Annotated in this window: 29 protein-coding genes and 1 tRNA gene; 19 read left to right on the plus strand and 11 right to left on the minus strand. The window is 64.3% G+C overall.

What is annotated here, in order from left to right; genetic code table 11:
- Positions 1–73 precede the first annotated feature (73 nt).
- The 3 genes from GRI42_RS02955 to GRI42_RS02965 all read left to right on the plus strand — a co-directional run bounded on the left by GRI42_RS02955 (position 74) and on the right by GRI42_RS02965 (position 1,808).
- Entirely contained in the window at positions 74–568 is a 495-nt protein-coding gene (locus tag GRI42_RS02955) for a F0F1 ATP synthase subunit B family protein (protein ID WP_160606772.1), read from the plus strand.
- A complete protein-coding gene (locus tag GRI42_RS02960; RefSeq protein WP_160606774.1) occupies positions 561–1,133 on the plus strand; it encodes a F0F1 ATP synthase subunit B family protein in 573 nt (190 codons plus the stop codon). Before GRI42_RS02955 ends, GRI42_RS02960 begins: the two co-directional genes overlap by 8 nt.
- A gap of 117 nt (positions 1,134–1,250) precedes the next feature.
- Complete coding sequence (locus tag GRI42_RS02965; protein WP_160606776.1) at positions 1,251–1,808, plus strand: PepSY-associated TM helix domain-containing protein; 558 nt, start codon at positions 1,251–1,253, stop codon at positions 1,806–1,808.
- Here the strand turns inward: GRI42_RS02965 and GRI42_RS02970 are convergent.
- The 7 genes from GRI42_RS02970 to aroA all read right to left on the minus strand — a co-directional run bounded on the left by GRI42_RS02970 (position 1,805) and on the right by aroA (position 8,493).
- The gene (locus GRI42_RS02970) at positions 1,805–2,779 is read right to left on the minus strand and encodes an NADPH:quinone oxidoreductase family protein (protein ID WP_160606778.1); all 975 of its coding nucleotides are present in this window, start codon (positions 2,777–2,779) and stop codon (positions 1,805–1,807) included. The two genes, GRI42_RS02965 and GRI42_RS02970, sit on opposite strands and share 4 nt — an antisense overlap.
- A gap of 4 nt (positions 2,780–2,783) precedes the next feature.
- Complete coding sequence (gene gloB, locus GRI42_RS02975; protein WP_160606780.1) at positions 2,784–3,539, minus strand: hydroxyacylglutathione hydrolase; 756 nt, start codon at positions 3,537–3,539, stop codon at positions 2,784–2,786.
- Positions 3,540–3,637: 98 nt separating this feature from the next.
- On the minus strand, positions 3,638–5,341 hold the full coding sequence (rpsA, locus tag GRI42_RS02980; protein ID WP_160606782.1) for a 30S ribosomal protein S1: 1,704 nt from the start codon (positions 5,339–5,341) through the stop codon (positions 3,638–3,640).
- Between the two features lie 419 nt (positions 5,342–5,760).
- Complete coding sequence (locus GRI42_RS02985; RefSeq protein WP_160606783.1) at positions 5,761–6,132, minus strand: hypothetical protein; 372 nt, start codon at positions 6,130–6,132, stop codon at positions 5,761–5,763.
- A gap of 164 nt (positions 6,133–6,296) precedes the next feature.
- Complete coding sequence (locus GRI42_RS02990; RefSeq protein ID WP_160606785.1) at positions 6,297–6,932, minus strand: (d)CMP kinase; 636 nt, start codon at positions 6,930–6,932, stop codon at positions 6,297–6,299.
- Positions 6,929–7,189, minus strand: a complete 261-nt coding sequence (locus GRI42_RS02995; RefSeq protein ID WP_315899615.1) for a CBU_0592 family membrane protein — start codon at positions 7,187–7,189, stop codon at positions 6,929–6,931. The genes GRI42_RS02990 and GRI42_RS02995 overlap by 4 nt, the downstream gene beginning before the upstream one ends.
- Positions 7,186–8,493, minus strand: a complete 1,308-nt coding sequence (gene aroA / locus GRI42_RS03000) for a 3-phosphoshikimate 1-carboxyvinyltransferase (protein ID WP_234033805.1) — start codon at positions 8,491–8,493, stop codon at positions 7,186–7,188. Before aroA ends, GRI42_RS02995 begins: the two co-directional genes overlap by 4 nt.
- Positions 8,494–8,664: 171 nt before the next feature.
- On the opposite strand from aroA, the gene GRI42_RS03005 reads away from it, so the two are divergent.
- The 5 genes from GRI42_RS03005 to rimM all read left to right on the plus strand — a co-directional run bounded on the left by GRI42_RS03005 (position 8,665) and on the right by rimM (position 11,870).
- Entirely contained in the window at positions 8,665–9,006 is a 342-nt protein-coding gene (locus tag GRI42_RS03005) for an FYDLN acid domain-containing protein (protein WP_160606790.1), read from the plus strand.
- 93 nt (positions 9,007–9,099) lie between these two features.
- Positions 9,100–9,175: transfer RNA gene (locus GRI42_RS03010), tRNA-Ala, on the plus strand.
- Between the two features lie 179 nt (positions 9,176–9,354).
- Positions 9,355–10,860: a signal recognition particle protein gene (ffh, locus tag GRI42_RS03015; protein ID WP_160606792.1), complete on the plus strand. Its 1,506-nt coding sequence runs from the start codon at positions 9,355–9,357 to the stop codon at positions 10,858–10,860.
- Between the two features lie 38 nt (positions 10,861–10,898).
- Entirely contained in the window at positions 10,899–11,375 is a 477-nt protein-coding gene (gene rpsP, locus GRI42_RS03020; RefSeq protein ID WP_160606794.1) for a 30S ribosomal protein S16, read from the plus strand.
- Between the two features lie 9 nt (positions 11,376–11,384).
- Entirely contained in the window at positions 11,385–11,870 is a 486-nt protein-coding gene (gene rimM / locus GRI42_RS03025; RefSeq protein WP_160606796.1) for a ribosome maturation factor RimM, read from the plus strand.
- Here the strand turns inward: rimM and GRI42_RS03030 are convergent.
- The gene (locus tag GRI42_RS03030; RefSeq protein WP_160606798.1) at positions 11,867–12,787 is read right to left on the minus strand and encodes an NAD(P)/FAD-dependent oxidoreductase; all 921 of its coding nucleotides are present in this window, start codon (positions 12,785–12,787) and stop codon (positions 11,867–11,869) included. The two genes, rimM and GRI42_RS03030, sit on opposite strands and share 4 nt — an antisense overlap.
- Before the next feature lie 56 nt (positions 12,788–12,843).
- Between GRI42_RS03030 and GRI42_RS03035 the strand changes: the two genes are divergently transcribed.
- The 7 genes from GRI42_RS03035 to GRI42_RS03065 all read left to right on the plus strand — a co-directional run bounded on the left by GRI42_RS03035 (position 12,844) and on the right by GRI42_RS03065 (position 19,537).
- Positions 12,844–13,791 carry a carbon-nitrogen hydrolase family protein gene (locus tag GRI42_RS03035; RefSeq protein WP_160606800.1) on the plus strand — a complete coding sequence of 316 codons (948 nt, stop codon included), beginning with the start codon at positions 12,844–12,846 and terminating at the stop codon, positions 13,789–13,791.
- Positions 13,785–14,123: a hypothetical protein gene (locus GRI42_RS03040; protein WP_160606802.1), complete on the plus strand. Its 339-nt coding sequence runs from the start codon at positions 13,785–13,787 to the stop codon at positions 14,121–14,123. The genes GRI42_RS03035 and GRI42_RS03040 overlap by 7 nt, the downstream gene beginning before the upstream one ends.
- Entirely contained in the window at positions 14,123–14,848 is a 726-nt protein-coding gene (gene trmD / locus GRI42_RS03045) for a tRNA (guanosine(37)-N1)-methyltransferase TrmD (RefSeq protein ID WP_160606804.1), read from the plus strand. Before GRI42_RS03040 ends, trmD begins: the two co-directional genes overlap by 1 nt.
- Before the next feature lie 10 nt (positions 14,849–14,858).
- On the plus strand, positions 14,859–15,227 hold the full coding sequence (gene rplS, locus GRI42_RS03050; RefSeq protein WP_160606806.1) for a 50S ribosomal protein L19: 369 nt from the start codon (positions 14,859–14,861) through the stop codon (positions 15,225–15,227).
- A gap of 383 nt (positions 15,228–15,610) precedes the next feature.
- Entirely contained in the window at positions 15,611–17,857 is a 2,247-nt protein-coding gene (locus tag GRI42_RS03055; protein WP_234033807.1) for a S9 family peptidase, read from the plus strand.
- 85 nt (positions 17,858–17,942) lie between these two features.
- A complete protein-coding gene (locus tag GRI42_RS03060) occupies positions 17,943–18,968 on the plus strand; it encodes an aspartate-semialdehyde dehydrogenase (protein ID WP_160606808.1) in 1,026 nt (341 codons plus the stop codon).
- Entirely contained in the window at positions 18,965–19,537 is a 573-nt protein-coding gene (locus GRI42_RS03065; protein ID WP_160606810.1) for a hypothetical protein, read from the plus strand. The genes GRI42_RS03060 and GRI42_RS03065 overlap by 4 nt, the downstream gene beginning before the upstream one ends.
- On the opposite strand, the gene GRI42_RS03070 is transcribed toward GRI42_RS03065, so the two are convergent.
- Genes GRI42_RS03070 through GRI42_RS03080 form a run of 3 tightly spaced genes read right to left on the minus strand, consistent with a single transcriptional unit; the run spans position 19,538 to position 22,649 of the window.
- On the minus strand, positions 19,538–21,121 hold the full coding sequence (locus tag GRI42_RS03070; RefSeq protein ID WP_160606812.1) for a DHA2 family efflux MFS transporter permease subunit: 1,584 nt from the start codon (positions 21,119–21,121) through the stop codon (positions 19,538–19,540).
- Positions 21,122–21,124: 3 nt separating this feature from the next.
- Complete coding sequence (locus GRI42_RS03075) at positions 21,125–22,210, minus strand: HlyD family secretion protein (protein ID WP_160606814.1); 1,086 nt, start codon at positions 22,208–22,210, stop codon at positions 21,125–21,127.
- Entirely contained in the window at positions 22,203–22,649 is a 447-nt protein-coding gene (locus GRI42_RS03080) for a MarR family winged helix-turn-helix transcriptional regulator (protein ID WP_160606816.1), read from the minus strand. Before GRI42_RS03080 ends, GRI42_RS03075 begins: the two co-directional genes overlap by 8 nt.
- A 91-nt stretch (positions 22,650–22,740) precedes the next feature.
- Here GRI42_RS03080 and GRI42_RS03085 point away from each other — a divergent pair, with 91 nt between their 5' ends.
- From GRI42_RS03085 to GRI42_RS03100, 4 genes are read left to right on the plus strand one after another with little or no spacing between them, the layout of a single operon-like run.
- Complete coding sequence (locus GRI42_RS03085) at positions 22,741–23,388, plus strand: 2-hydroxychromene-2-carboxylate isomerase (protein ID WP_160606818.1); 648 nt, start codon at positions 22,741–22,743, stop codon at positions 23,386–23,388.
- Complete coding sequence (locus GRI42_RS03090; protein ID WP_160606820.1) at positions 23,385–23,834, plus strand: GFA family protein; 450 nt, start codon at positions 23,385–23,387, stop codon at positions 23,832–23,834. The genes GRI42_RS03085 and GRI42_RS03090 overlap by 4 nt, the downstream gene beginning before the upstream one ends.
- Positions 23,831–24,586, plus strand: coding sequence for an alpha/beta fold hydrolase (locus GRI42_RS03095; RefSeq protein WP_160606822.1), 756 nt, complete (start codon positions 23,831–23,833; stop codon positions 24,584–24,586). The genes GRI42_RS03090 and GRI42_RS03095 overlap by 4 nt, the downstream gene beginning before the upstream one ends.
- A complete protein-coding gene (locus tag GRI42_RS03100; RefSeq protein WP_160606824.1) occupies positions 24,583–25,092 on the plus strand; it encodes a hypothetical protein in 510 nt (169 codons plus the stop codon). Before GRI42_RS03095 ends, GRI42_RS03100 begins: the two co-directional genes overlap by 4 nt.
- Positions 25,093–25,098 lie beyond the last annotated feature (6 nt).

A 25,098-nucleotide genomic window follows, 5' to 3' on the forward strand; every position in this document is an offset into this window, starting at 1 on the left:
TTCGAGATCGCACCGGTCGGGATACGCCCGGCCGGTGCCATGAATTTTTCGCACCCGCTTTTCGAGAGCTGCAATGCCCCAGATAGCACAGCTTGCCGATACGTGGTCCAGTCAGGTCTTCTGGCTGCTGGTCTTCTTCGGCATCACTTTCTTCGTCATCGGCAAGGGCATGGTGCCCAAGGTGATGGAAACCGTTGCCCAGCGCGACGGCCAGATCGCCGCTGACCTCGCCGCAGCAAAGGCTGCGCGTGACGCGGCCGACGAACAGGAAGATGCCTGGCGGGTGCGTGAGAATGAAAACCGCGCCGCTGCACAGGCGATCGTGGCCAAGGCCAAGGACGAGGCTGCTGCCAAGTCCGAAAAGAAGCTCAAAGCTGCGCAGACCCGCATCGACAAGAAGCTTGCCGACGCGGAAGCCCGCATCGGTGAAGCCCGCACTGCGGCTCTTGCCGAAGTCGAAAGCGTTGCAGTCGAAGCGGCCCAGGACATCGTCCAGCGTCTCGCCGGTGTGAAGGTGACCAAGCCTGCCGCCGCCAAGGCAGTGAAGGAGGCAATGGCCAATGGCTAATACCACTCCTGAAGTCTTCGCGACGGAAGCGGCCGAAGTGAACACCGAAGTCGGTCACGGCGGTGCCGGTACGCATGCAGAGCCCGAACTGTTCGGCCTCGCACCGTTCCAGATCGTCTCGATCGCGATGCTCATCCTGCTGCTCATCGCTTTCTTCGGTGCCAAGGTCCACAAGACCATTGCCGGCGGCCTCGACAGCAAGATCGCCGCGATCAAGGACCAGCTGGAAGAAGCCAAGCAGCTCCGTGCCGAAGCCGAAGCGCTTCGCCAGGAATATGCCGACAAGATCGCCGGCGCCGAAAAGGATGCCGAGGCCATGCTCGCCAATGCGCAGCATGAAGCCGACGCGATCCTCGAAAAGGCGGAGGCCGACAGCCAGGCCATGGTCGAGCGTCGCAAGCGCATGGCGGAAGACAAGATCGCTGCCGCAGAGCGTGAAGCGGTCGAGGACGTCCGCAACCGTGCCGCGCTTGCCGCGACCGCTGCTAGCCGCGCGCTTATCGCCGACAAGCACGACGCCGATGCCGACAAGGCGCTGGCGGACAAGGTCATCGCCGGCATCTGACGGCCCGACCTCACAGGACACGAAAAAGCGCGCGAGGCCTTCGGGTTTTGCGCGCTTTTTTCTTTCAATCCCGGATTGTCACGCTATTGCGAAGCGTTAGCAAAAAAGGATCGTTTCGTGAATCGTGTCTTCCTCACCAAGCTGCATCTCATCGCGGCTGCCATCATGTTCCCCGCCATCTTGATGTTCCTCGTTACGGGGGCGCTTTATACGTGGGGCAACACCGGTGAATGGCGGGAAGAGACGGTCCTTGTGCCGCTCGAGCAGCCGCTTGCGGAAGACGAGGCACAACTGAAGCAGGTCGCGCTTGCGGGCCTTGCGCAGCAAGGCCTTTCCGCGCCGAGTGGCAAGACCAAGGTCAGCAACGAGGACGGCGAAATTTCGCTGTCCTGGTCGGGCGCGCGCAGCGAAGCGAAGGTTGTTGCCACCGATGATCCGCTGGTCGCCGAAGTTGAGGTGAAGGAAGCTTCGCTCCACCGCTGGCTGGTTCAGTTGCACAAGGCAAAGGGCAGCACGGCCTTCAAGATCTACGCGACGGTCCTGGCGATCGTCCTGTTCTTGCTGGTGCTCAGCGGCGTGATCATGGGCCTGCAGGTCAAGGCGCTGCGCAAGCTTACCATCACTTGGAGCGTCGTGGGCGCTGCGGCATTCGTGGGCTTCGTGCTGCTGGGCTAGGGTTCCAGCACGATCTTCCCGACGATCTCTCCTGCCTCCATCGCTTCGAAGGCTTCGCGCCATCGGGCGAGGGGCAGGGTGCGGTCGATATGGGGGCTGATCCGGCCTTCACTTGCCAAGCGCTCGAGTTCCGCGGCGATCCGTTTGGCGCGGTCGGGGAAGCGGCGCGCATATTCCCCGGCCCGCACGCCGACGACCGAGAACCCCTTGATCAGCGGGATGTTGACCGCGATTTCGGGGATGCGACCGGCGACGAAGCCGACGACCAGTAGCTTCCCGCCGAAGGCGACGCAGCGGGTGCTCTCGTCGAATACGTCCCCTCCGATAGGATCGAAGACCAGGTCGCATAGCCTGCCACCGGTAAGTTCGGCGACCTGTTCACGGAAGCGGCCCGTGTTGGGGATTGCCGCGTCCGGAGCGGCGATCCGCTTGAGTGCGGCCAGCTTGTCTTCGCGGTGCGAGGCGGCAAAGACGCGGGCTCCGAGCGCTTTGGCAAGGTCGCAGGCGGCAAGCCCCACCCCGCCGCTCGCGCCGTGGACCAGCACCGTCTGGCCTTCCTGCAATCCGCCGAGCTCGACCAGGGCGACATAGGCTGTGTGATAGGCCGCGCCCATGGCCGCTGCTTCGGGAAAGCCGAGGCCCGCCGGGACGGGCCTGAGCGATGAGGCTGGAAGGGCCACGAGACCCGCAAAGGCGCCGGTTTTCGCGCCGCCCATGACGCGGTCGCCGGATTTGAAGCCGCTGCCTGCATCGGCCTCGACCACTTCGCCTGCCATTTCGAGGCCGCTGACGAAGGGCACGTCCGGCTTGAATTGGTAATCCCCGCGGGTCATCAGCAGGTCGGGATAGTTGAGCGAAGCCGCTCGCACCCTGACGAGGACCTGCCCTTCTTCCCGCACGGGATCGGCGATTTCCTCGATCTGCGTCCCCGAAAGGTCGGGCGACAGCGACCGGACGACGAGTGCCTTCATGGCGTCAGAAGTTGTCCTTGGCTGCCCGGAGCGCTGCGAACGTCTCTGCGGGCGTGCTTCCGCCCCAGCGATCGCGCAATTCCGCGCTGTCTGCGCGCAGGAAGGGATTGGTGACCAGCTCGCGCGACAGGACCGTGGGGACAGTGGGTTCGCCCTTGGCCCGCTTCTCTTCCACCCGGGCCGCGTAAAGCTGGAGTTCGGTATTGTCGGGATCGGCGTGCAGCGCGAACTTCGCATTCGATGCCGTATATTCGTGCGCGCAGTAGAGCAGCGTGTTTTCGGGCATCTGCCTGATCCGCTCCAGGCTGTGCCAGAACTGGTCGGGCTTGCCTTCGAACATGCGCCCGCAGCCAAGCGCGAAGACGCTGTCGCCGACGAAGGCGAGGTCGGCTTCGGGAATGTGATAGGCGATATGGCCGTTGGTGTGGCCCGACACGTCGATGACGCGTGCGTGCCAGCGGCCCAGTTCGACCTTGTCGCCATTGCCCACGACACGGTCGATCGGGGTCAAGCGCTCGACTTCCTGAGGGGCGACAACCTTGGCGCCGGTGGCCTCGACGATGGCCTTGTTCCCGCCGGCATGGTCCGGATGCCAGTGCGTGTTCCAGACCTGCGTGATGCGCCAATTCTTCGCATCGGCCTGCCTCAGGTATTCCGCACCATCGGGCGTATCGATTGCGGCTGTTTCGCCGCTTTCGGGATCGTGGAGGAGGAAGCCGTAATTGTCGGCAAGGCAGGGGAACTGGTGAACCTGTAGCATGGCGGGCAGCCTACGCCCGTTGCCCCCTATAGGAAAGGCCCGCCTGCTCGAGTGAGCAAGCGGGCCTTCCTGATTACCCTGATGAAGGGAGGAAGAGCTTAGTCTTCCTTCTTCTTCAGCGCTTCGCCGAGGATGTCGCCGAGCGAAGCACCCGAGTCCGACGAACCGAACTGTGCGACTGCTTCCTTCTCTTCGGCGATCTGGCGAGCCTTGATCGAGAAGGTCGGCTTCTTCGAACGATCGAAGCCGGTGACCATCGCGTCGACCTTGGCGCCGGGCTGGAAGCGATCCGGACGCTGTTCGTCGCGGTCGCGGCCGAGGTCCGAACGCTTGATGAAGCCGGTCGCGCCGTCTTCGCCGACCTGCACTTCGAGACCGCCATCGCGGACTTCGAGCACGGTCACGGTGACGACCTGGTTCTTGCGCAGCGAGCTGCCGGCGCCGGCTTCGGTCGGAGCACCCTTTTCGAGCTGCTTCATGCCGAGGCTGATGCGTTCCTTCTCGACATCGACGTCGAGAACGACGGCTTCGACCTGCTCACCCTTGCGGTGCAGGGCGAGGGCGTCTTCACCCGAGATGCCCCATGCGATGTCCGACATGTGGACCATACCGTCGACGTCGCCCGGAAGGCCGATGAAGAGACCGAATTCGGTGGCGTTCTTGACTTCGCCTTCGACCTTCGTGCCGACCGGATGGGCTTCGGCGAACTCTTCCCACGGATTGCGCTGGGCCTGCTTGAGGCCGAGGCTGATGCGACGCTTTTCGCTGTCGACTTCCAGGACCATGACTTCGACTTCCTGCGAGGTCGAGACGATCTTGCCCGGGTGGACGTTCTTCTTGGTCCAGCTCATTTCCGAAACGTGGACCAGGCCTTCGATGCCCGGCTCGATTTCGACGAATGCGCCGTATTCGGTGATGTTGGTGACGGTGCCCGACATCTTCATGCCGACCGGGTACTTGGCAGCGACGCCGTCCCACGGATCCGATTCCAGCTGCTTCATGCCGAGGCTGATGCGCTGGGTGTCTTCGTTGATGCGGATGATCTGGACGGTCACGGTCTGGCCGATTTCGATCATTTCGCTCGGATGGTTGACGCGCTTGTAGCTCATGTCGGTGACATGGAGCAGGCCGTCGATGCCGCCGAGGTCGACGAAGGCACCGTAGTCGGTGATGTTCTTCACGACGCCGTCGATCACCTGGCCTTCGGTCAGCTTGTCGATCAGTTCGCTGCGCTGTTCTGCACGGGTCTCTTCGAGGACCGCGCGGCGCGAGACGACGATGTTACCGCGGCGACGGTCCATCTTCAGGATCTGGAAGGGCTGCGGCATGTCCATCAGCGGGGTGACGTCGCGCACGGGGCGGATGTCGACCTGCGAGCCGGGCAGGAAGGCCACGGCGCCGTCGAGGTCGACGGTGAAGCCGCCCTTGACGCGGCCGAAGATGCGGCCGTCGACGCGCTTGCCTTCGCCAAATTCGCTTTCAAGCTTGTCCCATGCAGCTTCGCGGCGAGCGCGGTCGCGCGACAGCATGGCTTCGCCGTCGGCGTTTTCGATGCGGTCGACGAACACTTCGACTTCCGAGCCGACTTCGAGGCCGTGCTCGTCTTCGCCGCGCATGAATTCCTTGAGGTCGACGCGGCCTTCGCTCTTCAGGCCGACGTCGATGTGGGCATAGCCGTTTTCGATGTTGGTAACGGTGCCCTTGACGACACGGCCTTCGAAGCCGCCGTCATCGGCGCCGCCGAGCTGCTCGTCGAGCATTGCCGCGAAATCGTCGCGGGTGGGATTGGCTGAGGTTGCCATATGTAAGTAGTCCTACGTTCGTTTTGCTACCGGCCACCGGTTTTACCGGGGTCTTTCTCCGTCTGCCTGTGCACGATTGCACGGGCCGTACGGGGCAAGAGGGCCGTGATCTCCGCGAGGCCGGATGCCGCCGCGAAGGTCCTTTCGATCTCGGAGATGTTCGGGACGGGCGCGCGCCTAGTGCAAACCCCTGCGGAAAGCAAGGGAAATGCACCCCTTCGCCCTACAGGATGGAACACGTGGAACACGGTCCAGGCGGAAAAAGCCCCGACCCGGCAAAGCAGCGTGCAAAGCGCTGGTTTCTGCGGGTTCGTGGCGATCTTTCCGGTCATGGCAGTTGCCCTGCCACGCCTTCGCTGCTGTAGGAAAGCGGGCGCGCCGGCAAATCTCCGCCGCGCGCCCGCCAGTCCCTCAGATCGTCACCACGCGTCGTAGCCGCTGCGCGAATGGTTGGTGGCGCAATCGGCGAAGCGCGCCTGCAGCTTGGCGGGCGTCGAATTGGGATCCGACAGCCCATCGCGCCAGGCGTCCCATGCCGCGCCGAACTTGGCGGCGTTCTCGGTCTTGCCGATCCACCAGAACATCGTCTGGTCCTGGTCCTGGATCGGGGTGAGGATGGTGGCCGTATAGCCGTAGGACCGGCCCCACTGGTTGAAGTCCTTCACGATCGCCATGTACTTACCGATCGGGCAGGTGTCTTTCAGCTTGGTCCCGATGACATCCCAGTGTTCCGCCTGTGCGGGGGATGCGGTCAGGCCGACCAGGGCTGCAAGGATAAGCATCTTCTTCATAGTTTCTCTCCCGTTGAGGGACAGAAAAAGCGCGGTTCGCACACGTCGCGGGCCGTGTTTCGCTGTCCTGCAGCGACCCATGCGCGACCTCTTGGCGACCACTTTTACGAAGGCGGCCTATCTGCGCCTGTTGTGCCGGCTTGGCAAGCCTGCTGACCGTTGCCTTACGGACAGGGCAGCTGGCCGGTCAGCGCGTTCACCGCTTCGAGCGCCGCGGCAAAGGCCTCCTCCCGGTCGAGCGCGCTGGTGTCGATGACCAGCGCATCCTCTGCCGGGACCAGCGGCGCAACGGCGCGGTTGCGGTCGCGCTCATCGCGGCGGCGTAGATCGTCCTCGATCTCGGCCAGCGTGACGGGCACACCGCGATCGCGCATTTCGAGGAAGCGGCGCTGGGCGCGCGCCTCCACGCTGGCAGTGACGAACAGCTTCGCCTCGGCTTCAGGAGCAATCACTGTCCCGATGTCGCGCCCGTCAAGCACAGCGCCGCCCTTCTGCGTGGCGAAGCTGCGCTGGCGTTCGAACAGCGCCTGCCGTACCGCGGGGTGGACCGAGACGCGGCTGGCGAGCCCGCCCGTTTCCTCGTCGCGCAAATGCGGGTCGTCCAGCAGGCTGTCGGGAAAGGCGGTCGCGGCAAGCGCATCGCCGCTATCGTCCGGGTCTCCCCCGTCGAGAAACACCTGCCGCCCGACCGCGCGATAAAGCAGGCCGGTATCGAGATGCGGCAGGCCGAAATGCGCAGCCAGGGCCTTGGCAATCGTGCCCTTGCCCGAGGCGGTAGGTCCGTCGACGGCGATGATCATTCGGGCCTGCTGCGCGACTTGAGCGCCTTCCACAAGCCCCACAGCGCGATCGCCGCCCAGAAACCTTCCAGCACGAGGCTCGGCCAGTTGGTGTGGACCAGTAGCGATACGGTCAGCAGCGCGGCGCCGAGAAGGTTGGTGCCGTGGAGGATGAAGGGGTTCGGCTCGTCCTTCCATGTCAGATAGGCATAGGCGGCAATGATGCAGGTCATGCCGACGAAGCCGACGGCGGTGTAGATGTCGAAAGCCTCGCTCACGCGGAGGCTTCTTCCAGCAGCGCCATGAAATTGGGGAAGCTGGTGGCGATAGGCTCGGTGCTGTCGATCTCGACGCCCGCCGCGCTCGCCAGGCCGGCAACCGCCATGCTCATGGCGATGCGGTGGTCGAGATGGGTGGTGACGGGACCGCCGCCTGCCAGCGGCTTGCCGCCAGTGCCGCGGATGAGCAGGCCGTCCTCGCGCTCCTCGACGCTGGCGCCGCCAAGCGACAGCGCGGTTGCCATGGCGGTCAGGCGGTCGCTTTCCTTGACCCGCAATTCGTCGAGGCCGCTGGTGATGGTGGTGCCCTGCGCCAGCGCGGCGGCAACGAAGAGGACGGGAAATTCGTCGATCATGCTCGGCGCGATGTCGGGATCGACCTCGATACCCGTGAGCTGTGCATGGCGCACGCGCAGGTCCGCGACCGGTTCGCCGCCGACTTCGCGTTCGTCGAGGTAGTCGATATTCGCGCCCATCTGCTTCAGCACGCGGAAGATGCCGTCGCGGGTCGGGTTGAGGCCGACGTTCTCGATCACGAGGTCGCTGCCCGGCACCACGCTGGCGGCCACCGCGAAAAAGGCGGCGGAAGAGGGATCGCCCGGCACGGTGATGTCGCAGGGCGTCATGTCGACCGGGCCGGTCAGCGAAATGTGCTTCTCGCCCCCGATCTCTTCAACGCGCACGTCAACGCCGAAACCGCGCAGCATCCGTTCGGTATGGTCGCGGGTCGGCACCGGCTCGATCACCGTGGTGGTACCGGGGGTGTTGAGGCCGGCGAGCAGCACCGCGCTCTTCACCTGGGCGCTGGCGACAGGAAGTCGATAGGTCATCGGCACCGCCGGTTGCAGCCCTTCCATGACCAGCGGCAGCGTGCCGCCGGGGGAAGGGGTGAAGCTGGCGCCCATGATGGAAAGCGGATCGATCACGCGGCCCATCGGTCGCTTCGACAGGCTGGCATCGCCGGTGAAGGTGGCGGTGATGCCGTGGCTGGCGACGAGGCCCATGAGCAGGCGCGTCGAGGTGCCCGAATTGCCCATGTCGAGCGCGCCTTGCGGCTGGAGCAGCGTGCCAACGCCCACGCCGTCGACCACCCAGGTATCGCCGTCCTTTTCTATGCGGGCGCCCATCGCGCGCAGGGCGGTGGCGGTGGAGAGAACGTCCTCGCCCTCCAGCAGGCCGGAAATACGGCTGCGGCCCACGGCCAGCGCGCCGAACATGAGCGAGCGGTGGCTGATCGACTTGTCGCCGGGCACGCGGATGCGTCCGGTCAGCGGGGTTCGGGGCAGGAAACGGTGTGCGGTCAACGGTTTTTCCGGTAAGGGAAGGGCACTTGCGCGCGGGTCTTTGACAGTGGCAATGGCTTCTGGCAAGGCGCGCGCGCTGTTGATTCCTGCGCAGCGGGAACCCATCAATACAATTACGAATTCACACGGCCCTCGCCACAGGCGCGGGGGCGGCAAAGCCAAGGATTACACATGGTCAAACCGGAATGGGGCACCAAGCGGACCTGCCCGAAGTGCGGCACCCGCTTCTACGATCTGACGAAGGACGAGCCCGTCCACTGCATCGAATGCGCCGAAGAGTGGTTCCCCGAACCCGTGCTCAAGTCGAAGCAGCCGATTCTCGCCGAAGAAGAAGCGAAGAAGAAGGACGCCGAAGCCGACGCCGATCTGGGCGGTGACGACGATGACGATCTGGACATCGACATCGACGAAGACGATGATTCGCCCGACAATGAAGTCGACCTCGGCGGTGACGACGACCTCGGCGTCGAGACCAAGTCCAAGGGCGACGACGACGACGTCGACGAAAGCTAATTTAGCTGTTGCAATGCGGGAGGCCTGCTTATATTGGGCGCCTCCCGCAAGGGTGGCACGCTCTTTTCAAGGTCGTGTCGTCTGAAATGGTTCGGGGCCTTAGCTCAGCTGGGAGAGCGCCTGCATGGCATGCAGGAGGTCAGCGGTTCGATCCCGCTAGGCTCCACCATTTTTACCCGAGTGCGATGGTAGCAGGCCGTGGCGACGGCTGCGGCTTGCTTCCACCACACCCGGGCACACGTTTGGGTTTCATAGGGGTCTGACCCCACGCTGGCCGACGAGTTCTCGTCCGCCGGCGTTTTTCGCGTTTATTCGGGCCTCGACGGGTTCGGAAGGAGAAGAACAGACATGTTCGACAATCTGTCCGACCGGCTCGGCAATGTCTTCGACAAGCTCAAGGGCCGCGGCTCGCTGTCGGAGAAGGACGTTCGCGAAGCCATGCGCGAGGTGCGCATCGCGCTGCTCGAAGCCGACGTCGCCCTGCCGGTGGTGCGCCGCTTCATCGACGCGGTCACCGAAAAGGCCATCGGCTCGGAAGTCCTGAAGTCGGTTACGCCCGGCCAGCAGGTCGTCAAGATCGTCAATGACGAGCTGGTCGAAATGCTCGGCGGCGACGGCGACGATGCCGAATCGCGCGAACTGAATTTCTCGGCCAAGCCGCCGGTCGTCATCATGATGGTCGGCCTGCAGGGCTCGGGTAAGACGACCACGACCGCCAAGCTCGGCAAGTTGCTCAAGGAAAAGCACGGCAAGAAGGCCATGATGGCCTCGCTCGACGTGAACCGTCCGGCCGCGCAGGAACAGCTCAAGGTGCTGGGCGAGCAGGTCAATGTCGCTACGCTGCCGATCATTGCCGGCCAGCAGCCGGTCGACATCGCTCGCCGCGCCATGGAAAGCGCCAAGCTGCAGGCCGCCGACGTGCTGCTGCTCGATACTGCGGGCCGTCTCCACGTCGACGAAGCGCTGATGGCCGAGATGAAGGCGATCGCCTCCGTCTCCGCGCCCACCGAAGTGCTGCTTGTGGTCGACAGTTTGACCGGCCAGGACGCCGTCAACGTCGCGCAGAGCTTTACCGGCGAAGTGCCGCTGACCGGCGTGGTCCTGACCCGCATGGACGGCGATGCACGCGGCGGTGCTGCGCTGTCGATGCGCTATGTCACGGGCAAGCCGATCAAGTTTGCCGGTACCGGTGAAAAGCTCGACGCGATCGAGGCCTTCGATCCCAAGCGCGTTGCCGGCCGCATCCTCGGCATGGGCGACGTGGTCAGCCTGGTCGAAAAGGCCGCGGCGACGATCAAGGAAGAAGAGGCCGAAGCTCTCGCCAGGAAGATGGCGAAGGGGCAGTTCGACCTCGACGATTTGCGCATGCAGCTCAAGCAGATGCAGAGCATGGGCGGCCTCGGCGCGCTTGCGGGCATGATGCCGGGCATGAAGAAGGCCAAGGCAGCGATGCAGCAGTCGGGCATGGACGACCGCGTGCTGCTGCGCATGGACGCGATCATCGGCTCGATGACGCCGAAGGAACGCAAGCGTCCCGAACTGATGAACGCCAAGCGCAAGAAGCGCGTGGCAGCAGGCTCGGGCACCGACGTGCAGACCGTCAACAAGGTGCTCAAGATGCACCAGGAGATGGGCCGCGCGATGAAGCAGATCAAGAAGATGGGCGGCCTCAAGGGTCTCGGCGCGCTGTTCGGCAAGGGCGGCCTCGGCGCCGCCATGCCGGGCCTTGGCGGTCCGGGTGGTCCGGGCCCGATGGGCGGCCTGCCGGGCCTGGGCTCCGGTGGCGGCAAGGGTCCTTCGGTTGATCCGGACACGCTGCCCGCCGACCTGCGTGATTTATTGAACAAGAAATAATCTGATTACCGATATTTACATTCGAAAGGTGAAGTAAAATGGCAGTTGCAATTCGTCTGTCGCGCGGTGGCGCGAAGAAGCGTCCGTACTACCGCATCGTCGTGTCGGACACGCGCAGCCCGCGTGACGGCAAGTACCTGGAGCAGATCGGCACCTACAACCCGATGCTGCCGAAGGATTCGGGCGAGCGCGTGAAGCTCGACGAAGACCGTGCACGTCACTGGCTCTCGGTTGGCGCGCAGCCGACCGACCGCGTCCACCGCTTCCTCGATGCCGCCGGCATCCTCGAGCGTGCGCCGAAGAACAACCCCAAGAAGGGTGAACCGGGCGAAGCCGCCAAGGAACGTGCCGAAGAAAAGGCCGCCAAGATCGCTGAAGCCGAAGAAGCCGCCAAGGCTGCCGAGGAAGAAGCCGCTGCAGCTGCAGCCGCTCCGGCCGAAGAAGAAGCACCCGCTGAAGAAGCCGCTGCTGAAGAAGCTCCGGCTGAAGAAGCAGCCGAAGAAAAGGCCGAGTAAGCCCTTTCGATGCAGGACAAGCCCGTCACGCTGGCAGCCGTCACCGGTGCGCATGGCGTGGCGGGCGAAGTCCGCCTGAAGCTGTTCGGCGAAGGGTTCGAAGCCCTGAAGCCGCACAAGAGCTTCAACGGGGGCGCCTTGACGCTCTCCAAGGTCCGCAGCGACAACAAGGGCGGCGCCATCGCGCGCTTTGCCGAAGTCCCGGACCGCACTGCCGCCGAAAAACTGCGCGGCACTGTCCTGACCGTCCCGCGATCCGCTTTGCCGGCACTGGACGAGGGCGAATTCTACTATTCCGACCTCTTGGGCCTGCCCGTCGTCACCGACACGGGCGAGGACATCGGCCACGTCTGCGCGGTCGAAAATTTCGGCGCGACCGAGATCGTCGAGATCGAAAAGCCCGACGGCAAGAAATTCATGGTCCCGCTGACCCAGCAGGCGGTTCCGGCATGGGATGCCGAGAAGCTGACCGTCAACGTGGATTTCGTCGACTAGCGCCTGAGCGGACGTTTCTGGGCCAAGGCATTGCGGATCGCCGTGGAGGCGACGCCTGCCTGTCCCATCGCATGACCGATCTGGTCGAGGCCGACGACCACGTCGCCGGCCGCGTAAAGGCCCGGCACGCTGGTTTCGAGATGGTCCGTTACCTCGATGCTGCCGTCCTCGCTGACACTTGCCCCGCATGACTTTGCAAGGCCCGACCTGATTACCGATCCCAGCGCGGGATAGACGCTGTCGAAGGCCATCCGCCCTTCGGCAGTATCGAAAGCCAGTTGCCCGTTCTCGATCGCGAAATTGCCGCATGGGCCAGCGACGCGCGCGATCCCTGCCTTGTCGAGGGCATTCGAGCACTGGTCGGACAAATCGTGGTCGCCGCCCGGCGAAACCAGAGTCAGGTCGGCGGTGAAGGTGCGCACGAATTGCGCCTCGGCCGTGCCGTGGTCCGACGTGCCGATCACGGCGACCCGCTTGTCGGTCACCTCGTAGCCGTCGCAAACCGGGCAATAGCGCAGCAGCCCGCGCGACAGGGCCTCGTCGTGCAGCTGGTCGTCCATGCCCTCGGGACGGTTGTTGACCACGCCTGTCGCCAGCAGGACGGTGCGGGCGCGATAGGTCTCCTCGCCGCAGGTTACGGTGAAGCAATCGTCCGGTTTGGATAGGTCGGTCACGCGCTTGGGCTCGCGCAGGGCGCCGAATTTCGCCGCCTGTTCGCGCATCCGTTCCAGCAGTTCCTCGCCGTTGATGCCATCGGGAAAGCCGGCGTGGTTGTGGCTGCGCGGGATCCAGCTGGCACGGCTGGTGCCGCAATCGAACAGGCGGATGCCGAGGTGGTAGCGCGCGAGATAGATCGCGGCGGTCAGCCCTGCAGGACCTGCGCCCACGATGATGCAGTCGTCGATATGCTCGCTCATGCCTGCGTGAACGCGCGGGATGGCAAAACGGTGCCGCCCGCGCTAACCGGACCGCCATGACCAAGCTCCAAGTCGCCATCGTGCAGGCAGCGCCTGTGCCGATCGCCGTCGGCGACGGGATCGACAAGGCCGTGCGCCTTGCGCGCGAAGCTATCGGGGGAGGGGCGAAGCTGGTCGCGTTCGGAGAGACTTTCCTCGGCGGCTATCCGCTGTGGCTCGACGAGGCACCAGGTGCGGCGCTGTGGGACCATCCCGGTACGCGCGCTCTGCACCGCAGCCTGCTCGAGCAAGCGGTGGTCGCGAATGATGAGCGGCTGCTGCCTCTTCAAGAGCTGTGCGACGAAAGCGGCGCGGTCATTTCCATCGGCGCGCACGAGCGGGTGCGGCAGAGCCTTTACAACAACCAGATGACCTTCCGGCCCGGCCTCCCGGTTCTCGACCACCGCAAGCTCGTCCCCACGCATGGCGAGCGCCTCATCTGGATGCGCGGCGATGGCTCGACACTCGGCGTCCACCAGGCGGAGTGGGGCAGCGTCGGCTCGCTCATCTGCTGGGAGCACTGGATGCCGCTCGCGCGCGCAGCGATGCATAATCTCGGCGAGAGCGTGCACGTGGCCGCCTGGCCGACCGTGCGCGAGCAATACGCCATTGCCAGCCGCCACTACGCGATGGAGGGGCGCTGCTTTGTCCTTGCGGCAGGGCTGGTGCAGGCGAAGGACGATCTCTTCGACGGGCTGGAGCGGGCCGGTGGTAACGGCGAAGCGCGCGCGCTTATCGAGGCCATCTCGTCCGACACGCTCAACCGCGGCGGCTCGCTGATCGCCGCGCCCGATGCGCGGATCATCGCGCAGGCAGGCGAAGGCGAGGAATCGCTGTTCGCAGAGCTCGATCTGGACGAGATCGGCCACGGGCTGGCCAGCCTCGATACCGATGGCCACTATTCGCGGCCGGACGTGTTCGAACTGAACGTGGACAGGCGGGCAAAGGATGGTGTGCGGTGGTAGAGCTATTTTTCTACGGCGCCATCATTAGCTCTGCCGTCAGTTTCTACATGGCCACGCTTGAACGCACCCGCATCGAAGGGCTGTCGAGCTTCGACAATTTCCTTTCTTCGACGAGTGTCAACATGGCCTCATTCATCGCCTCTGCATTTGCGCCTGTGGCAGCCCTTCTGCTTGTCCTTCTGGCAGCCACCATGAGTTTCAAGCAGCCCGACCAGTTGGTGCTGGGCGCAGGTATTGTGGCGGGCTTTGCATGTGTAGGATCGCCGTTATTCTTTCGCATCATCCGACCGAAAATCGTCCAGATGCGAAGAAACAGAGATCGGTTCCTTTAATGACCTTTGCCGCCACCATCGTCACTCTCTATCCCGAGATGTTTCCCGGGCCGCTGGGCGTGTCGCTTGCGGGCCGCGCGCTCGAGCGGGGGGACTGGTCGTGCGAGACGGTCCAGATCCGCGATTTCGCCACGGACAAGCATCGCACGGTCGACGATACGCCGGCTGGTGGCGGGGCTGGCATGGTGCTCAAGCCCGATGTTCTAGGCCCGGCTATCGAAAGCGTGGGCGAAGGACGCCCCATCCTCGCCATGACGCCGCGCGGCAAGCCGATCACGCAGGAGCGTATCCGCGAGATCACCGAAGGGCCGGGCGTCGCCATCCTGTGCGGCCGGTTCGAAGGCTTCGACGAGCGCATTTTCGAAGCCTATCCGCAGATCGAGCAGGTCAGCCTTGCCGATATCGTCCTGTCGGGCGGAGAGCCCGCCGCACTGGCGATTCTCGACGCTTGCATTCGCCTGCTTCCCGGAGTAATGGGCGCGCCCACAAGCGGGCACGAGGAGTCGTTCGAGGACGGTCTCCTGGAATACCCGCAATATACCCGACCTCAGGAATGGGAAGGGCGCACGATCCCTGAAGTGCTGCGATCGGGGGATCATGCGAAAATCGCTGCTTGGCGCAAGGCAAGGAGCGAAGAAGACACACGGTTACGCAGGCCGGACCTTTGGGATCGCTACAGTGGCGATCGGGACCAGCCTGCCTCTGGCGCGCGGCGAAAAGACTAGGACTTAGGTCATGAACCTGATTCAGCAGCTCGAAGCGGAAGCTATCGAGAACCTCGGGAAGGACATCCCCGAATTCCGTGCCGGTGACACCGTCCGCGTTGGCGTGAAGGTGGTCGAAGGCCAGCGCGAGCGTGTCCAGAACTTCGAAGGCGTTGTCATTGCCCGCTCGAACCGCGGCATGGGCAGCAACTTCACCGTCCGCAAGCTTTCGTTCGGCGAAGGCGTGGAACGCGTGTTCCCGCTCTACAGCCCGATCGTCGACAGCATCACCGTGGTACGCCGCGGCGTCGTGCGTCGTGCAAAGCTGTATTACCTGCGCGGCCGTACCGGCAAGCGCGCTCGTATCGCGGAACGCAAGGTCAACGCCCCCAAGGCGTAAGGCTTGCAAGCAATGCGAATTCGAAGGGCGGTCCTGCGGGGCCGCCCTTTTCGTTTGGACGCCTCGCAAGGGTGAAGAATATGGGTGGTGCTCCTGCAAGCACCGCCTCCCAAGGGCAAAAAAATAAGGGCGGTGCTCCTGAAAGCACCGCCCTTGTCACGTGGGGATCATGATGAGCCTTGCGGCCCGGTCTGATGCCTCCGGGAGCCAGTGAGCCGGAAAGAGGCTCCCGATGACAGGGACCCTTGTGGCGGCAAGGCGTTAAGGGGATTTAAGGAAGCGCGCTTAAGGCCAAATTAGGCATGAAAATGCCGGTCGGTGCGAATCCTTGCCTTTCGCCGCGCGGCTTGCGAGAGCGGGCCGTCGCAGAATGGGAGAGACACTTGCGCAAACTGACCTTCGCCGCTGCCCTGACGCTCGGCACCTGCCTCGCAGCGCCCGCACTGGCCCAGAACAACAGCAACACCGGGGAAACCGCGCCCATGGATCTCACCTTCGAACGCGTCTTCGCCTCGCCGTCGCTCGACGGACCTGCGCCGCGCCAGGCCAAGCTGTCGCCCGACGGCCGCTATCTCACCTTGCTGAAGAACCGTGAGGACGACCGCGAGCGCTACGATCTGTGGGCCTACGACCGCGAAAAGGGCGACTGGTCCATGCTGGTCGACAGCGAGAAGCTGGGCACGGGCCGCGAGCTATCCGAAGACGAAAAGATGCAGCGCGAACGCGCCCGCGTCGGCAGCCTCAAGGGCATCATCAGCTACCAGTGGACCAAGGAAGGTGACGCCGTCCTCGTGCCGCTCGACGGCGATCTCTATCTCGCGCGCATCGGCGGCGAGGTCATCCGGCTCACCGATACGGAGGAAAGCGAACTCAATCCCTCGCTCAGCAGCACGGGTGCCTATGTCAGCTTCGTGCGCGACCGGCAGCTGTGGGTCGGTGACGTCGGGGCAGAGGCAAGCCCAATAACCCCCAAGGAAGGCGATGCCATCCGCTGGGGCGAGGCCGAATTCGTCGCGCAGGAGGAAATGGCGCGCCTCACCGGCTATTGGTGGAGCCCCGACGACCGGCGCATCGCCGTCGAACGCTTCGACGAGAGCATGGTCGGCATCGTCACCCGCGCCGCGATCGGAGCTACCGGCACCAAGGTATTCGACCAGCGCTATCCGGTCGCGGGCGGCCCCAATGCCGTGGTCGAACTGTTCGTGATGGACCCGGACGGCCAGAACCGCGTGAAGGTGGATCTCGGCGAGAATACCGACATCTACCTCGCCCGCGTCGACTGGGCGCCGGACGGATCGGCGCTCTACGTCCAGCGCCAGAACCGCGAGCAGACCGCGCTCGACATGCTCAAGGTCGATCCCGCCACCGGCAAGAGCGAGGTGCTCTTCACCGAAACCGCGGCGATGGAGGATTACTGGATCAACCTGTCCGACGACTACAAGTGGCTCGACGACGGCAGCCTCATCTGGTGGTCGGAACGCGACGGCTTCGGGCACCTCTACCGCTATGCCGATGGCAACTGGACCCAGCTGACCAAGGGCGAATGGGTGGTCACCAAGCTGCTCGGCGTCGACCAGGAGCAGGGTCGGGTCTATTTCCAGGCGACCAGGGACGATGTGCTGGCCCAGCAGATTTATGCCTTCAACCTTGCCAATCCGGGCGAGGTCGAGCGGCTGACCGACCTGTTCTACACCAATGCCGGCACTATGGACGGCAAGGCGCAGACCCTGCTGGTGACCCGTTCGAACGACGACATCCCGCCGCAGAGCTATATCGCCGACGGGCAGGGCAACCAGCTTGCCTGGATCGAGCGCAACGAGCTTACCGCAGACCACCCCTACGCGCCCTATCTCGCCAGCCACCAGCCCACGCAATACGGCGTGCTTCTGGCAGAGGACGGAACGCTGCTCTACTGGGAAATGGTCACGCCCCCGCTGGAGCCGGGCAAGAAATACCCGGTCTATTTCTACCACTACGGCGGACCCGGCCCGCAGACGGTCAACAAGGGCTGGAACGGCGCGCTGCGGCAGGCAATCGTCGACAAGGGCTATATCTGGTTCGCGCTCGATAACCGGGGAAGTGCAAACCGCGGGGTCAAGTTCGAACAGCCGATCTACCGCGCGATGGGCGGGGTCGAGGTGCGCGACCAGAAGGCAGGCGCCGAATTCCTGACCCAGTTCGATTTCGTCGACGCGGGAAAGATCGCCATCGATGGCTGGTCCTATGGCGGTTACATGACCTTGAAACAGCTTCAAGCCGATCCGGGCCTTTATGCCGCGGGCATTTCGGGCGCGCCGGTGACCAAGTGGGAGCTGTACGACACCCATTACACCGAACGTTACATGGGCACGCCGCAGGCTGACGCGCATGCCTATGAGAAGGCATCGGCCATTCCCGATGCGGCGAAGATCACCGATCCGCTGCTGATCATCCATGGCATGGCGGACGACAACGTCGTGTTCGAGAACGCGACCGAGATCATCTCCAAGATGCAGGAAGCCAACGTGCCCTTCGAAATGATGCTCTACCCCGGCTACACCCACCGGGTGTCGGGCGAGCAGATCAGCCCGCACCGTTACAACACCGTGTTCCGCTTCCTCGAAGCGCACGGGGTAACGCCTCCCGAGTGACGCTTTAGCGCCCGCAATCGAATGTGCGCTTGCGGGCGCGAAACCAATCGCTATCTCGGCGGCGCATAGATTTTGGAGAAGTGCATTGGGTTATCGTGTTGCCGTGGTCGGCGCGACCGGGAATGTCGGTCGCGAAATGATGCAGGTCCTCGCCGAGCGCGAGTTCCCCTGCGACGAAGTGGCGGCCGTCGCCTCCAGCCGTTCGGTCGGCACCGAGGTGGAATTCGGCGACACGGGCAAGATGCTAAAGTGCAAGAATATCGAGCATTTTGACTGGGCCGGCTGGGACATCGCCCTGTTCGCCGCCGGTAGCGGTCCGGCCAAGGAATACGCGCCCAAGGCGGCGGCAGCAGGCTGCGTGGTGATCGACAACAGCTCGCTCTACCGCATGGATCCGGACGTGCCGCTGATCGTGCCCGAGGTGAATCCGGACGCGATCCACGACTATGCCAAGAAGAACATCATCGCGAACCCCAACTGCTCGACCGCGCAGCTGGTCGTCGCGCTGAAGCCGCTGCATGATGCAGCGACCATCAAGCGCGTGGTCGTGTCGACCTACCAGTCGGTTTCCGGCGCGGGCAAGGCGGGCATGGACGAGTTGTTCGAGCAGAGCCGCAACATCTTCGTCGGCGATCCGACCGAACCGGTGAAGTTCACCAAGCAGATCGCCTTCAACGTGATCCCGCATATCGACGTTTTCCTCGACGATGGTTCGACCAAGGAAGAATGGAAGATGGTGGTCGAAACCAAGAAGATTCTCGACCCGAAGATCAAGCTGACCGCCACCTGCGTGCGCGTGCCGGTCTTCGTTGGCCATTCCGAAGCGGTGAACATCGAGTTCGAGAACGAGATTTCCGCAGAACAGGCACAGGACATCCTGCGCGAGGCGCCCGGCATCATGCTGGTCGATAAGCGCGAGGACGGCGGCTACACGACCCCGATCGAGGCAGCCGGCGACAGCGCGACCTACATCAGCCGCGTGCGCGAGGATCCGACGGTCGAAAACGGCCTCACCCTGTGGTGCGTGTCGGACAACCTTCGCAAGGGCGCAGCGCTGAATGCGGTGCAGATCGCGGAACTCCTCGGGCGCGAATGCCTTAAGAAGGGATGATCAGGCACTCCCTCCCGCTCGCCGCTCTTGCACTCGCTCTCGCCGCTTGTGGCGAGGCTGAGACAGCGCCAACAGACGAAGCCACTTCAGGCGAGCAGCAGGCCCCTGCTGCCGATCGGTTCGAAGGCACCAAGCTGGTGGTCAATGCGAACGGCGTCGCCGGCGCCAGCGCGGACAGCGCCATGGTGCTGCGGTTCGGTTCGCCCCGCGCCGATGTCGAGAAGCTGGCCGAAAGCGCCTGGGGCACGGCGGGCGAAACCTCGCGGCAGGAAGAATGCGGGGCAGGGCCAATGGACTTCGTTTCCTACGGCCCGCTGCAACTCGCGTTCCAGGATGACAAGTTCTCCGGCTGGTTCCTTCAAACCGGAGAAGGCGTGGCGACTTCGGACGGTATCCGTCCGGGCGTGACGATCGACGCGCTCAAGTCGGAACGGCAGGTGCGCGAGATCGAAAGCACGCTGCCGGGCGAGTTCGAATACACAACCGGTGATTTCGGCACGATCCGGGGTTTTTCGGAACAGGGCACGATTACCGGCCTACAGGCTGGGCTCAGCTGCTTCTTCCGCTGATCATTCGCCCGGCGGGGGCATGGCTCCTGCCGGCTGCGAATTGCGCTTCATCAGGAATGCCAGCGGGATTGCGGCGATGGTGATCCACATCATCATCCAGAAGTCGTCGACATAGGCGACCATGGCGGCCTGCCGGGTCGCTTCGAGGTCGATCATCTTGAGTGCGACATCGCCCAGGTTCTGGTAGCGGTCCACTGTCCCGACATCGATCATGTTGGATACCGACGCGCCCGTGATGTTGGCGGCGATATCGGCGTGGCTGGTCTGCATGTTACGGGCGAGCATGACCGTGGTCAGCGATATACCGGCCGACGCGCCCAGCGAGCGGAACAGGTTCATCAGGCTCGACCCGTCGGTGCGTAACCGCGGCGCCAGCGTGGCAAATGCGCTGACATTGAGCGGGATGAACACGAGTCCCATGCCAAGGCCCTGGATGAGGCCCGACGATACGATGTGGAAACGGTCCACGCCCAGCGACCAGTGGCTCATCTGCCAGAGCGAGAAGGCACAGATCGCGAAACCCGCTGCGACCACCGGACGCGCATCGAGATTGCGGCGCATGGCCATCCCGGCAAACTGCATCGAGATCAGCACGCCGACCCCGCGCGGCATCAGGACCAGGCCGGTATCGATCACGTCGTAGCTCATCAGCTGCTGCAGCATCGGCGGGAGCAGGGCCATGGTCGCGAACATCACGACGCCGATGGCCAGCATGAACCCCAGCGCGATGGCGAAATTGCGGTCGAGGAACAGCGCCCGGTCGAACAGCCCGTCCCGCGCGGTGGCGAGGTGGATCACCGCCATCCAGGTCGCCGAGACGAACAGGAAGGTCCACAACCAGATTTCGAGGCTGTCGAACCAGTCCAGCGTCTGCCCGCGGTCGAGCAGCATCTGGAACGCGGCCAGCGCAACCCCGAGCATCAGGAAGCCGAATATGTCGAACCGGCGTTTCACCGTGTCGCGGTGGGGCAGCTGGGTGACGAGGATTGCAAGGCTCAGAATGCCGATCGGCAGGTTCACGTACAACACCCAGCGCCAGTTCGCCTGCTCGGTCAGCCAGCCGCCGAGCACGGGCCCGAGAATGGGGCCGATCATGATGCCCATGCCCCACAGCGCCATCATCTGCGCATGGCGGCTCGGCTTGTTGGTATCGAGCATGAAGGCTTGGCTGAGCGGGGCGATGAACGCGCCCGTCACGCCCTGCAAGGCGCGGAAGAGGACCATCTCTTCAAGGTTCTGCGCCATGCCGCACAGCATCGAGGAAACGATGAATCCCGCGACCGAGAAGGTGAACAACCGCCGCCCGCCGACGCGGTCGGCCAGCCAGCCGGTAATCGGCAGGGCGATGGCGCTGGCTATGATGTAGCTGGTGAGGACCCAGGTGATCGTCTCGGTCGTCGCGCCCAGCGCGGTGCGCATGTGCGGGATCGCGACATTGGCGATGGTCGTGTCGAGCACCTGCAGCAGCGAAGCCGCCATGATCCCGACGATCAGCAGGCCCGGGTTCGCAACCGGAAGCTGGGCGACGTCAGCCTTGGCCGCAGGCGCACTGGCGCTGCCTGCCGGTAGTGCGCGGCTGGCCATGGATCAGTGCTTCTTGCCGTCGGTGAAGACCGTCACCTCTGTCGAAAGGCCGGCGATCAGCGGGCGGGGGCTCTTCTCGTCGATCGCGATGCGGACGGGCACGCGCTGCGTCACCTTGACCCAGTTGCCGGTCGCGTTCTGCGCGGGAATGACCGAGAATTCGCTGCCCGTGCCGGCGCCAATGGACTCCACGTGGCCCTTTAGGACGAGGCCGGGATAGGCATCGAAATGCACTTCAGCCGGCTGGCCGACCTGCATATCGGCGAGGTCGGTTTCCTTGAAGTTGGCTTCAACATAGGAACTGCCGTCCTCGACCAGGGTGAGTACGGGAAGCCCTTGCACGACCTGCTGGCCAAGCTGGAGCCGTTCGGCCTGTGCCACGCGGCCAGCCGAAGGGGCGCGCACTTCGGTCCGGCGGAGCGCCAGTTCGGCAACCGCGCGCTGTGCCTTGCCGGCCGCGACCTGCGGGTTCTCGCCCGGAACGGCGGCGCCGGTGGCCAGCTTGGCGCGGGCCGCCTGCTGGCGGGCTTGCGCCTGCCGCAGCGCCTCGCGCGCCTGGTTGAGACGGTGCTGGGCCGCATCGTGATCGGCCTTGGTGAGGAAGCCGCGCTGGAAGAGCGCGTCCTGCCGGTCGAAATTGGCTTGCGCAAAAGCGATATCCTCGCGCGCTGCACTGATGTCCGTGCCCGACAGGTCCGACGAATTGGCAAGGGCGGTGACATTGGCCTGCGCCGAAGCGATTGCCGCATTCGCCTGCTGGATCTGCAAGCGGTAGGGTTCGGCATCGATCCGGAACAGCAAATCGCCTTCCTTCACGCTGTCGCCTTCACCGACGAGCACCTCGGTGATTTCTCCGCCCACCAGCGCGCTGACCGACACCTTGTCCTGCTGGACATAGGCATTGTCGGTGGTGACCTGGCCTTGCAGCGACAGCCAGTAGAAAGCGCCGGCCACGAGCAGGGCGAGGGGGACGCTGAGCATCAGCGCCACGCGGCTCCATTGGCGCTTGCGTGCAGGCTCGCTCGTCATCGCGGTCCTATCCGCCGGGCCCGAATTCTCGAGACTGATTTCGGGATCGGCTTCAGCCATTTGCGACGTCCTTGAGTGTGCGGTCGGCAGACAGGTTTGCGGAAACCCGTTCGAGCAGGTTGGCAAGCGTCGCCTGTTCCTGCTTGCTCAGCCCTTCGACAATGTCGGCTACGAGACCATCGACGATGGCGCGCAGGCGCTCGACGATCTCGCGGCTCTTGTCGGTGAGATGTAGGAGGCGCGCGCGCCGGTCGGCCGGGTCCGCGACCCGTTCGACCCAGCCAGCTTCTTCCATCCGGTCTACGATCCGCGTGAGCGTGATCGGTTCGACCTCGATACGGTCGGCATAGAAGGCCTGGTTGTTGTCCGGGAACTTGACGAGGCTGAGGAGCAGCCGGGCCTGAACCGCGGTGAGGCCAAGGCTGCGAACGCGTTCGTCGAAAGTGCGGCGAAGCAAGCGCCCGCTGTCCGACAAGAGATAGCCGATGTTGGTTTCCATGCTGCGCATATAATAACAGGGCTTATTATTGCAACTTGCAAATTTCGAAAGTCCGGTGGCATCCGGTGCAAGGGAAGGCTAGGCAGGCAGCATGACCCTTCACGCAGAGCTCTATTTCAGCTTCCGCTCGCCCTACAGCTACCTGTCTGTGGGCCGCTATCGTGCCATGGCGGAGGAATACGACCTCGAGATCGCCCTGAAGCCGGTCTATCCGCTGGCGATCCGCCAGCCCGATTTCTTCGAGCGCAACCACCCCAACTGGCTGGGCTACACCATGCGCGACATGATGCGGGTGGCGCAGTTCCACGGCATTCCCTTCGGCGCACCGCGGCCCGATCCCATCGTCCAGAACATCATGACCCGCGAGATTGCGGAGGACCAGCCCCGTATCCGGCGCGTAACGCGCATGGGGCAGGCTGCGGCGAGGCGCGGCAAGGGCCTCGTCTTCGCTGCCGAAGCCGGCCGGATGATCTGGGGCGGCCAGGAAGGCTGGGACGAAGGCGGGCATCTCGAGCGAGCGCTGGAGGCGGCTGGTCTCGATGCGTCCGAAATTGCAGCCGAGATCGAAGCCGAGGTAGAAGCACTCGATGCCGAAATCGCGGCCAACCAGTCCAGCCTCGAGGCGGCAGGCCATTGGGGCGTGCCGACGCTGGTGTTCGAAGGCGAACCCTTCTTCGGGCAAGACCGTATCGACATGGTCAAGTGGCGCATGGAGCAGAAGGGGCTGGCCAGGCGATGACCGGAAAACGGGCGATGAGCGGCGGCTGCCAGTGCGGGGCCGTCCGCTACACGGCGCAGATCGATGCCAGTCAGGCTTATCTATGCCATTGCCGAATGTGCCAACGTGCCACGGGCGGCGTTTCGATCGCCTTCATCGGCCTGCCAAAATCGGACATGCAGTGGGAAAGCGGGCCCGACTGGTATGCCAGTTCGCCGATAGCGCAGCGCCCATTCTGCAGCCGCTGCGGGACACCACTGGGCTTCGCCTTCAACGACGGCGAAGACATGGACGTCACCGTGGGCAGCCTCGACGAACCATACGGGATCGAGCCGCATTGGCATTTCGCCTCGGAGAAGATCCACGAAAGCTGGATTGATACCTCGGGTCTCAAGCGGATTCCCCTGAGCGAGCACACTGCGCTGAGCCAGCGCTGGATCGATGCGACGGGCGAGGTACCCGAATGAAGACCGAACGCTTTGCCAGTTTCGACGGCACGCAGCTTGCCCTTCACCGTCATGGCAGCGGGCGTCCGCTGGTCCTTCTGCATGGCCTGTTTTCCAGCGCGCAGATGAACTGGATCAAGTGGGGGCACCACGAGGTCATCGCGGACAAGGGTTACGAGGTCCTGATGCTGGACTTTCGCGTCCACGGTGAGAGCGAGGCCCCGCGCGAGCCGGAGAAATACCCGATCAACGTGCTGGTGCGCGATGTGGCGGCGCTGGTGGACCACCTGGGGCTGGAGGATTACGATCTCGGCGGGTTCTCGCTGGGGGCGCGCACCTCGCTCCACGCGGTCGCGCACGGCGTGCTGCATCCTGCGCGGCTGATCGTGGGCGGGATGGGGACGGCCGGCCTTGGCGAATGGGCCAAGCGCAGCGCCTATTTCAAGCGCGTCATCGACGAGTTCGAGAACATCCCGCGCGGCGATCCGGCCTATTTCTCGATGCAGTTCCTCAAGTCGCAGGGCGTGGACCGGGTGGCGGCGCGCCTGCTGCTCGACACCATGCCCGACCTCGACCTCGGCCTGCTGCCCAACGTCACCATGCCGACGCTGGTGGTCTGCGGCGACGAGGACCGCGACAACGGCTCGGCACCTGCGCTCGCGGATTTGCTGCCGAATGCGGACTATGTCGAAGTGCCGGGCACGCACATGGGTAGCGTGACCAAGTCCGATCTCGGTTTGGCGATGGCCGACTGGCTGGAGCGCACGGCTTGAGCACGTCGCTGCGCTACTGGTGGGTGGTCTGGCTCGCCGGATTGTTCGTCTTCGCGCTGCTGCGCATCCCGCACGGGCCGCTGGCCATTCCCGAGGTTCCCGGCGGCATCCTCGACCACCAGGCCGCGGGCACCGCTGAGGAAGTCGACCGCATTCAGGCGGCCTGGGCCGCGGCGGGCCTCTCGGGCCATGCCTTCTGGGGCATGGTCGGCGACTTCGTCTTTATCGGCATTTATGGCATCGGGGCGGTCCTCGGAGGCATGCATTTCCGCAGCGGCCAGCGGTTCCTCGGCGCCGGTATCGCGCTGGCGGGCGGCCTGTTCCTCCTGACAGATTACGCCGAGACGATTTCGCAGCTCATCCAGCTGACCCGGGATGCCGGTGACGACCGTCTTGCCGCGATCGCCGCGACGGCGCAGCCGGTGAAGATCGCCGCCTTCATCGTCAGCTTCCTCGGCATCCTCGCCGCGCTCGCCATTCGCAGATTCTCGCGCCCTGCCGCTTGATTAAGA

Origin of the sequence: Qipengyuania gaetbuli (assembly GCF_009827315.1) — a bacterium.
Classification (GTDB): domain Bacteria; phylum Pseudomonadota; class Alphaproteobacteria; order Sphingomonadales; family Sphingomonadaceae; genus Qipengyuania; species Qipengyuania gaetbuli.

Excerpts from the sequence above, each read along its gene's own strand:
- GRI42_RS03080 (WP_160606816.1), bottom strand. The coding sequence starts at position 22,649 with ATGGAAACCAACATCGGCTATCTCTTGTCGGACAGCGGGCGCTTGCTT.
- gloB (WP_160606780.1), bottom strand. The coding sequence starts at position 3,539 with ATGCTACAGGTTCACCAGTTCCCCTGCCTTGCCGACAATTACGGCTTC.
- GRI42_RS02970 (WP_160606778.1), bottom strand. The coding sequence starts at position 2,779 with ATGAAGGCACTCGTCGTCCGGTCGCTGTCGCCCGACCTTTCGGGGACG.
- GRI42_RS02985 (WP_160606783.1), bottom strand. The coding sequence starts at position 6,132 with ATGAAGAAGATGCTTATCCTTGCAGCCCTGGTCGGCCTGACCGCATCC.
- GRI42_RS03065 (WP_160606810.1), top strand. The coding sequence starts at position 18,965 with ATGATCAGGCACTCCCTCCCGCTCGCCGCTCTTGCACTCGCTCTCGCC.
- ffh (WP_160606792.1), top strand. The coding sequence starts at position 9,355 with ATGTTCGACAATCTGTCCGACCGGCTCGGCAATGTCTTCGACAAGCTC.
- rplS (WP_160606806.1), top strand. The coding sequence starts at position 14,859 with ATGAACCTGATTCAGCAGCTCGAAGCGGAAGCTATCGAGAACCTCGGG.
- GRI42_RS03035 (WP_160606800.1), top strand. The coding sequence starts at position 12,844 with ATGACCAAGCTCCAAGTCGCCATCGTGCAGGCAGCGCCTGTGCCGATC.
- rpsP (WP_160606794.1), top strand. The coding sequence starts at position 10,899 with ATGGCAGTTGCAATTCGTCTGTCGCGCGGTGGCGCGAAGAAGCGTCCG.
- GRI42_RS03075 (WP_160606814.1), bottom strand. The coding sequence starts at position 22,210 with ATGGCTGAAGCCGATCCCGAAATCAGTCTCGAGAATTCGGGCCCGGCG.
- GRI42_RS03090 (WP_160606820.1), top strand. The coding sequence starts at position 23,385 with ATGACCGGAAAACGGGCGATGAGCGGCGGCTGCCAGTGCGGGGCCGTC.
- GRI42_RS02955 (WP_160606772.1), top strand. The coding sequence starts at position 74 with ATGCCCCAGATAGCACAGCTTGCCGATACGTGGTCCAGTCAGGTCTTC.
- GRI42_RS02960 (WP_160606774.1), top strand. The coding sequence starts at position 561 with ATGGCTAATACCACTCCTGAAGTCTTCGCGACGGAAGCGGCCGAAGTG.
- GRI42_RS03030 (WP_160606798.1), bottom strand. The coding sequence starts at position 12,787 with ATGAGCGAGCATATCGACGACTGCATCATCGTGGGCGCAGGTCCTGCA.
- rimM (WP_160606796.1), top strand. The coding sequence starts at position 11,385 with ATGCAGGACAAGCCCGTCACGCTGGCAGCCGTCACCGGTGCGCATGGC.
- GRI42_RS03085 (WP_160606818.1), top strand. The coding sequence starts at position 22,741 with ATGACCCTTCACGCAGAGCTCTATTTCAGCTTCCGCTCGCCCTACAGC.
- GRI42_RS03005 (WP_160606790.1), top strand. The coding sequence starts at position 8,665 with ATGGTCAAACCGGAATGGGGCACCAAGCGGACCTGCCCGAAGTGCGGC.
- GRI42_RS03070 (WP_160606812.1), bottom strand. The coding sequence starts at position 21,121 with ATGGCCAGCCGCGCACTACCGGCAGGCAGCGCCAGTGCGCCTGCGGCC.
- rpsA (WP_160606782.1), bottom strand. The coding sequence starts at position 5,341 with ATGGCAACCTCAGCCAATCCCACCCGCGACGATTTCGCGGCAATGCTC.
- GRI42_RS02990 (WP_160606785.1), bottom strand. The coding sequence starts at position 6,932 with ATGATCATCGCCGTCGACGGACCTACCGCCTCGGGCAAGGGCACGATT.
- trmD (WP_160606804.1), top strand. The coding sequence starts at position 14,123 with ATGACCTTTGCCGCCACCATCGTCACTCTCTATCCCGAGATGTTTCCC.
- GRI42_RS03095 (WP_160606822.1), top strand. The coding sequence starts at position 23,831 with ATGAAGACCGAACGCTTTGCCAGTTTCGACGGCACGCAGCTTGCCCTT.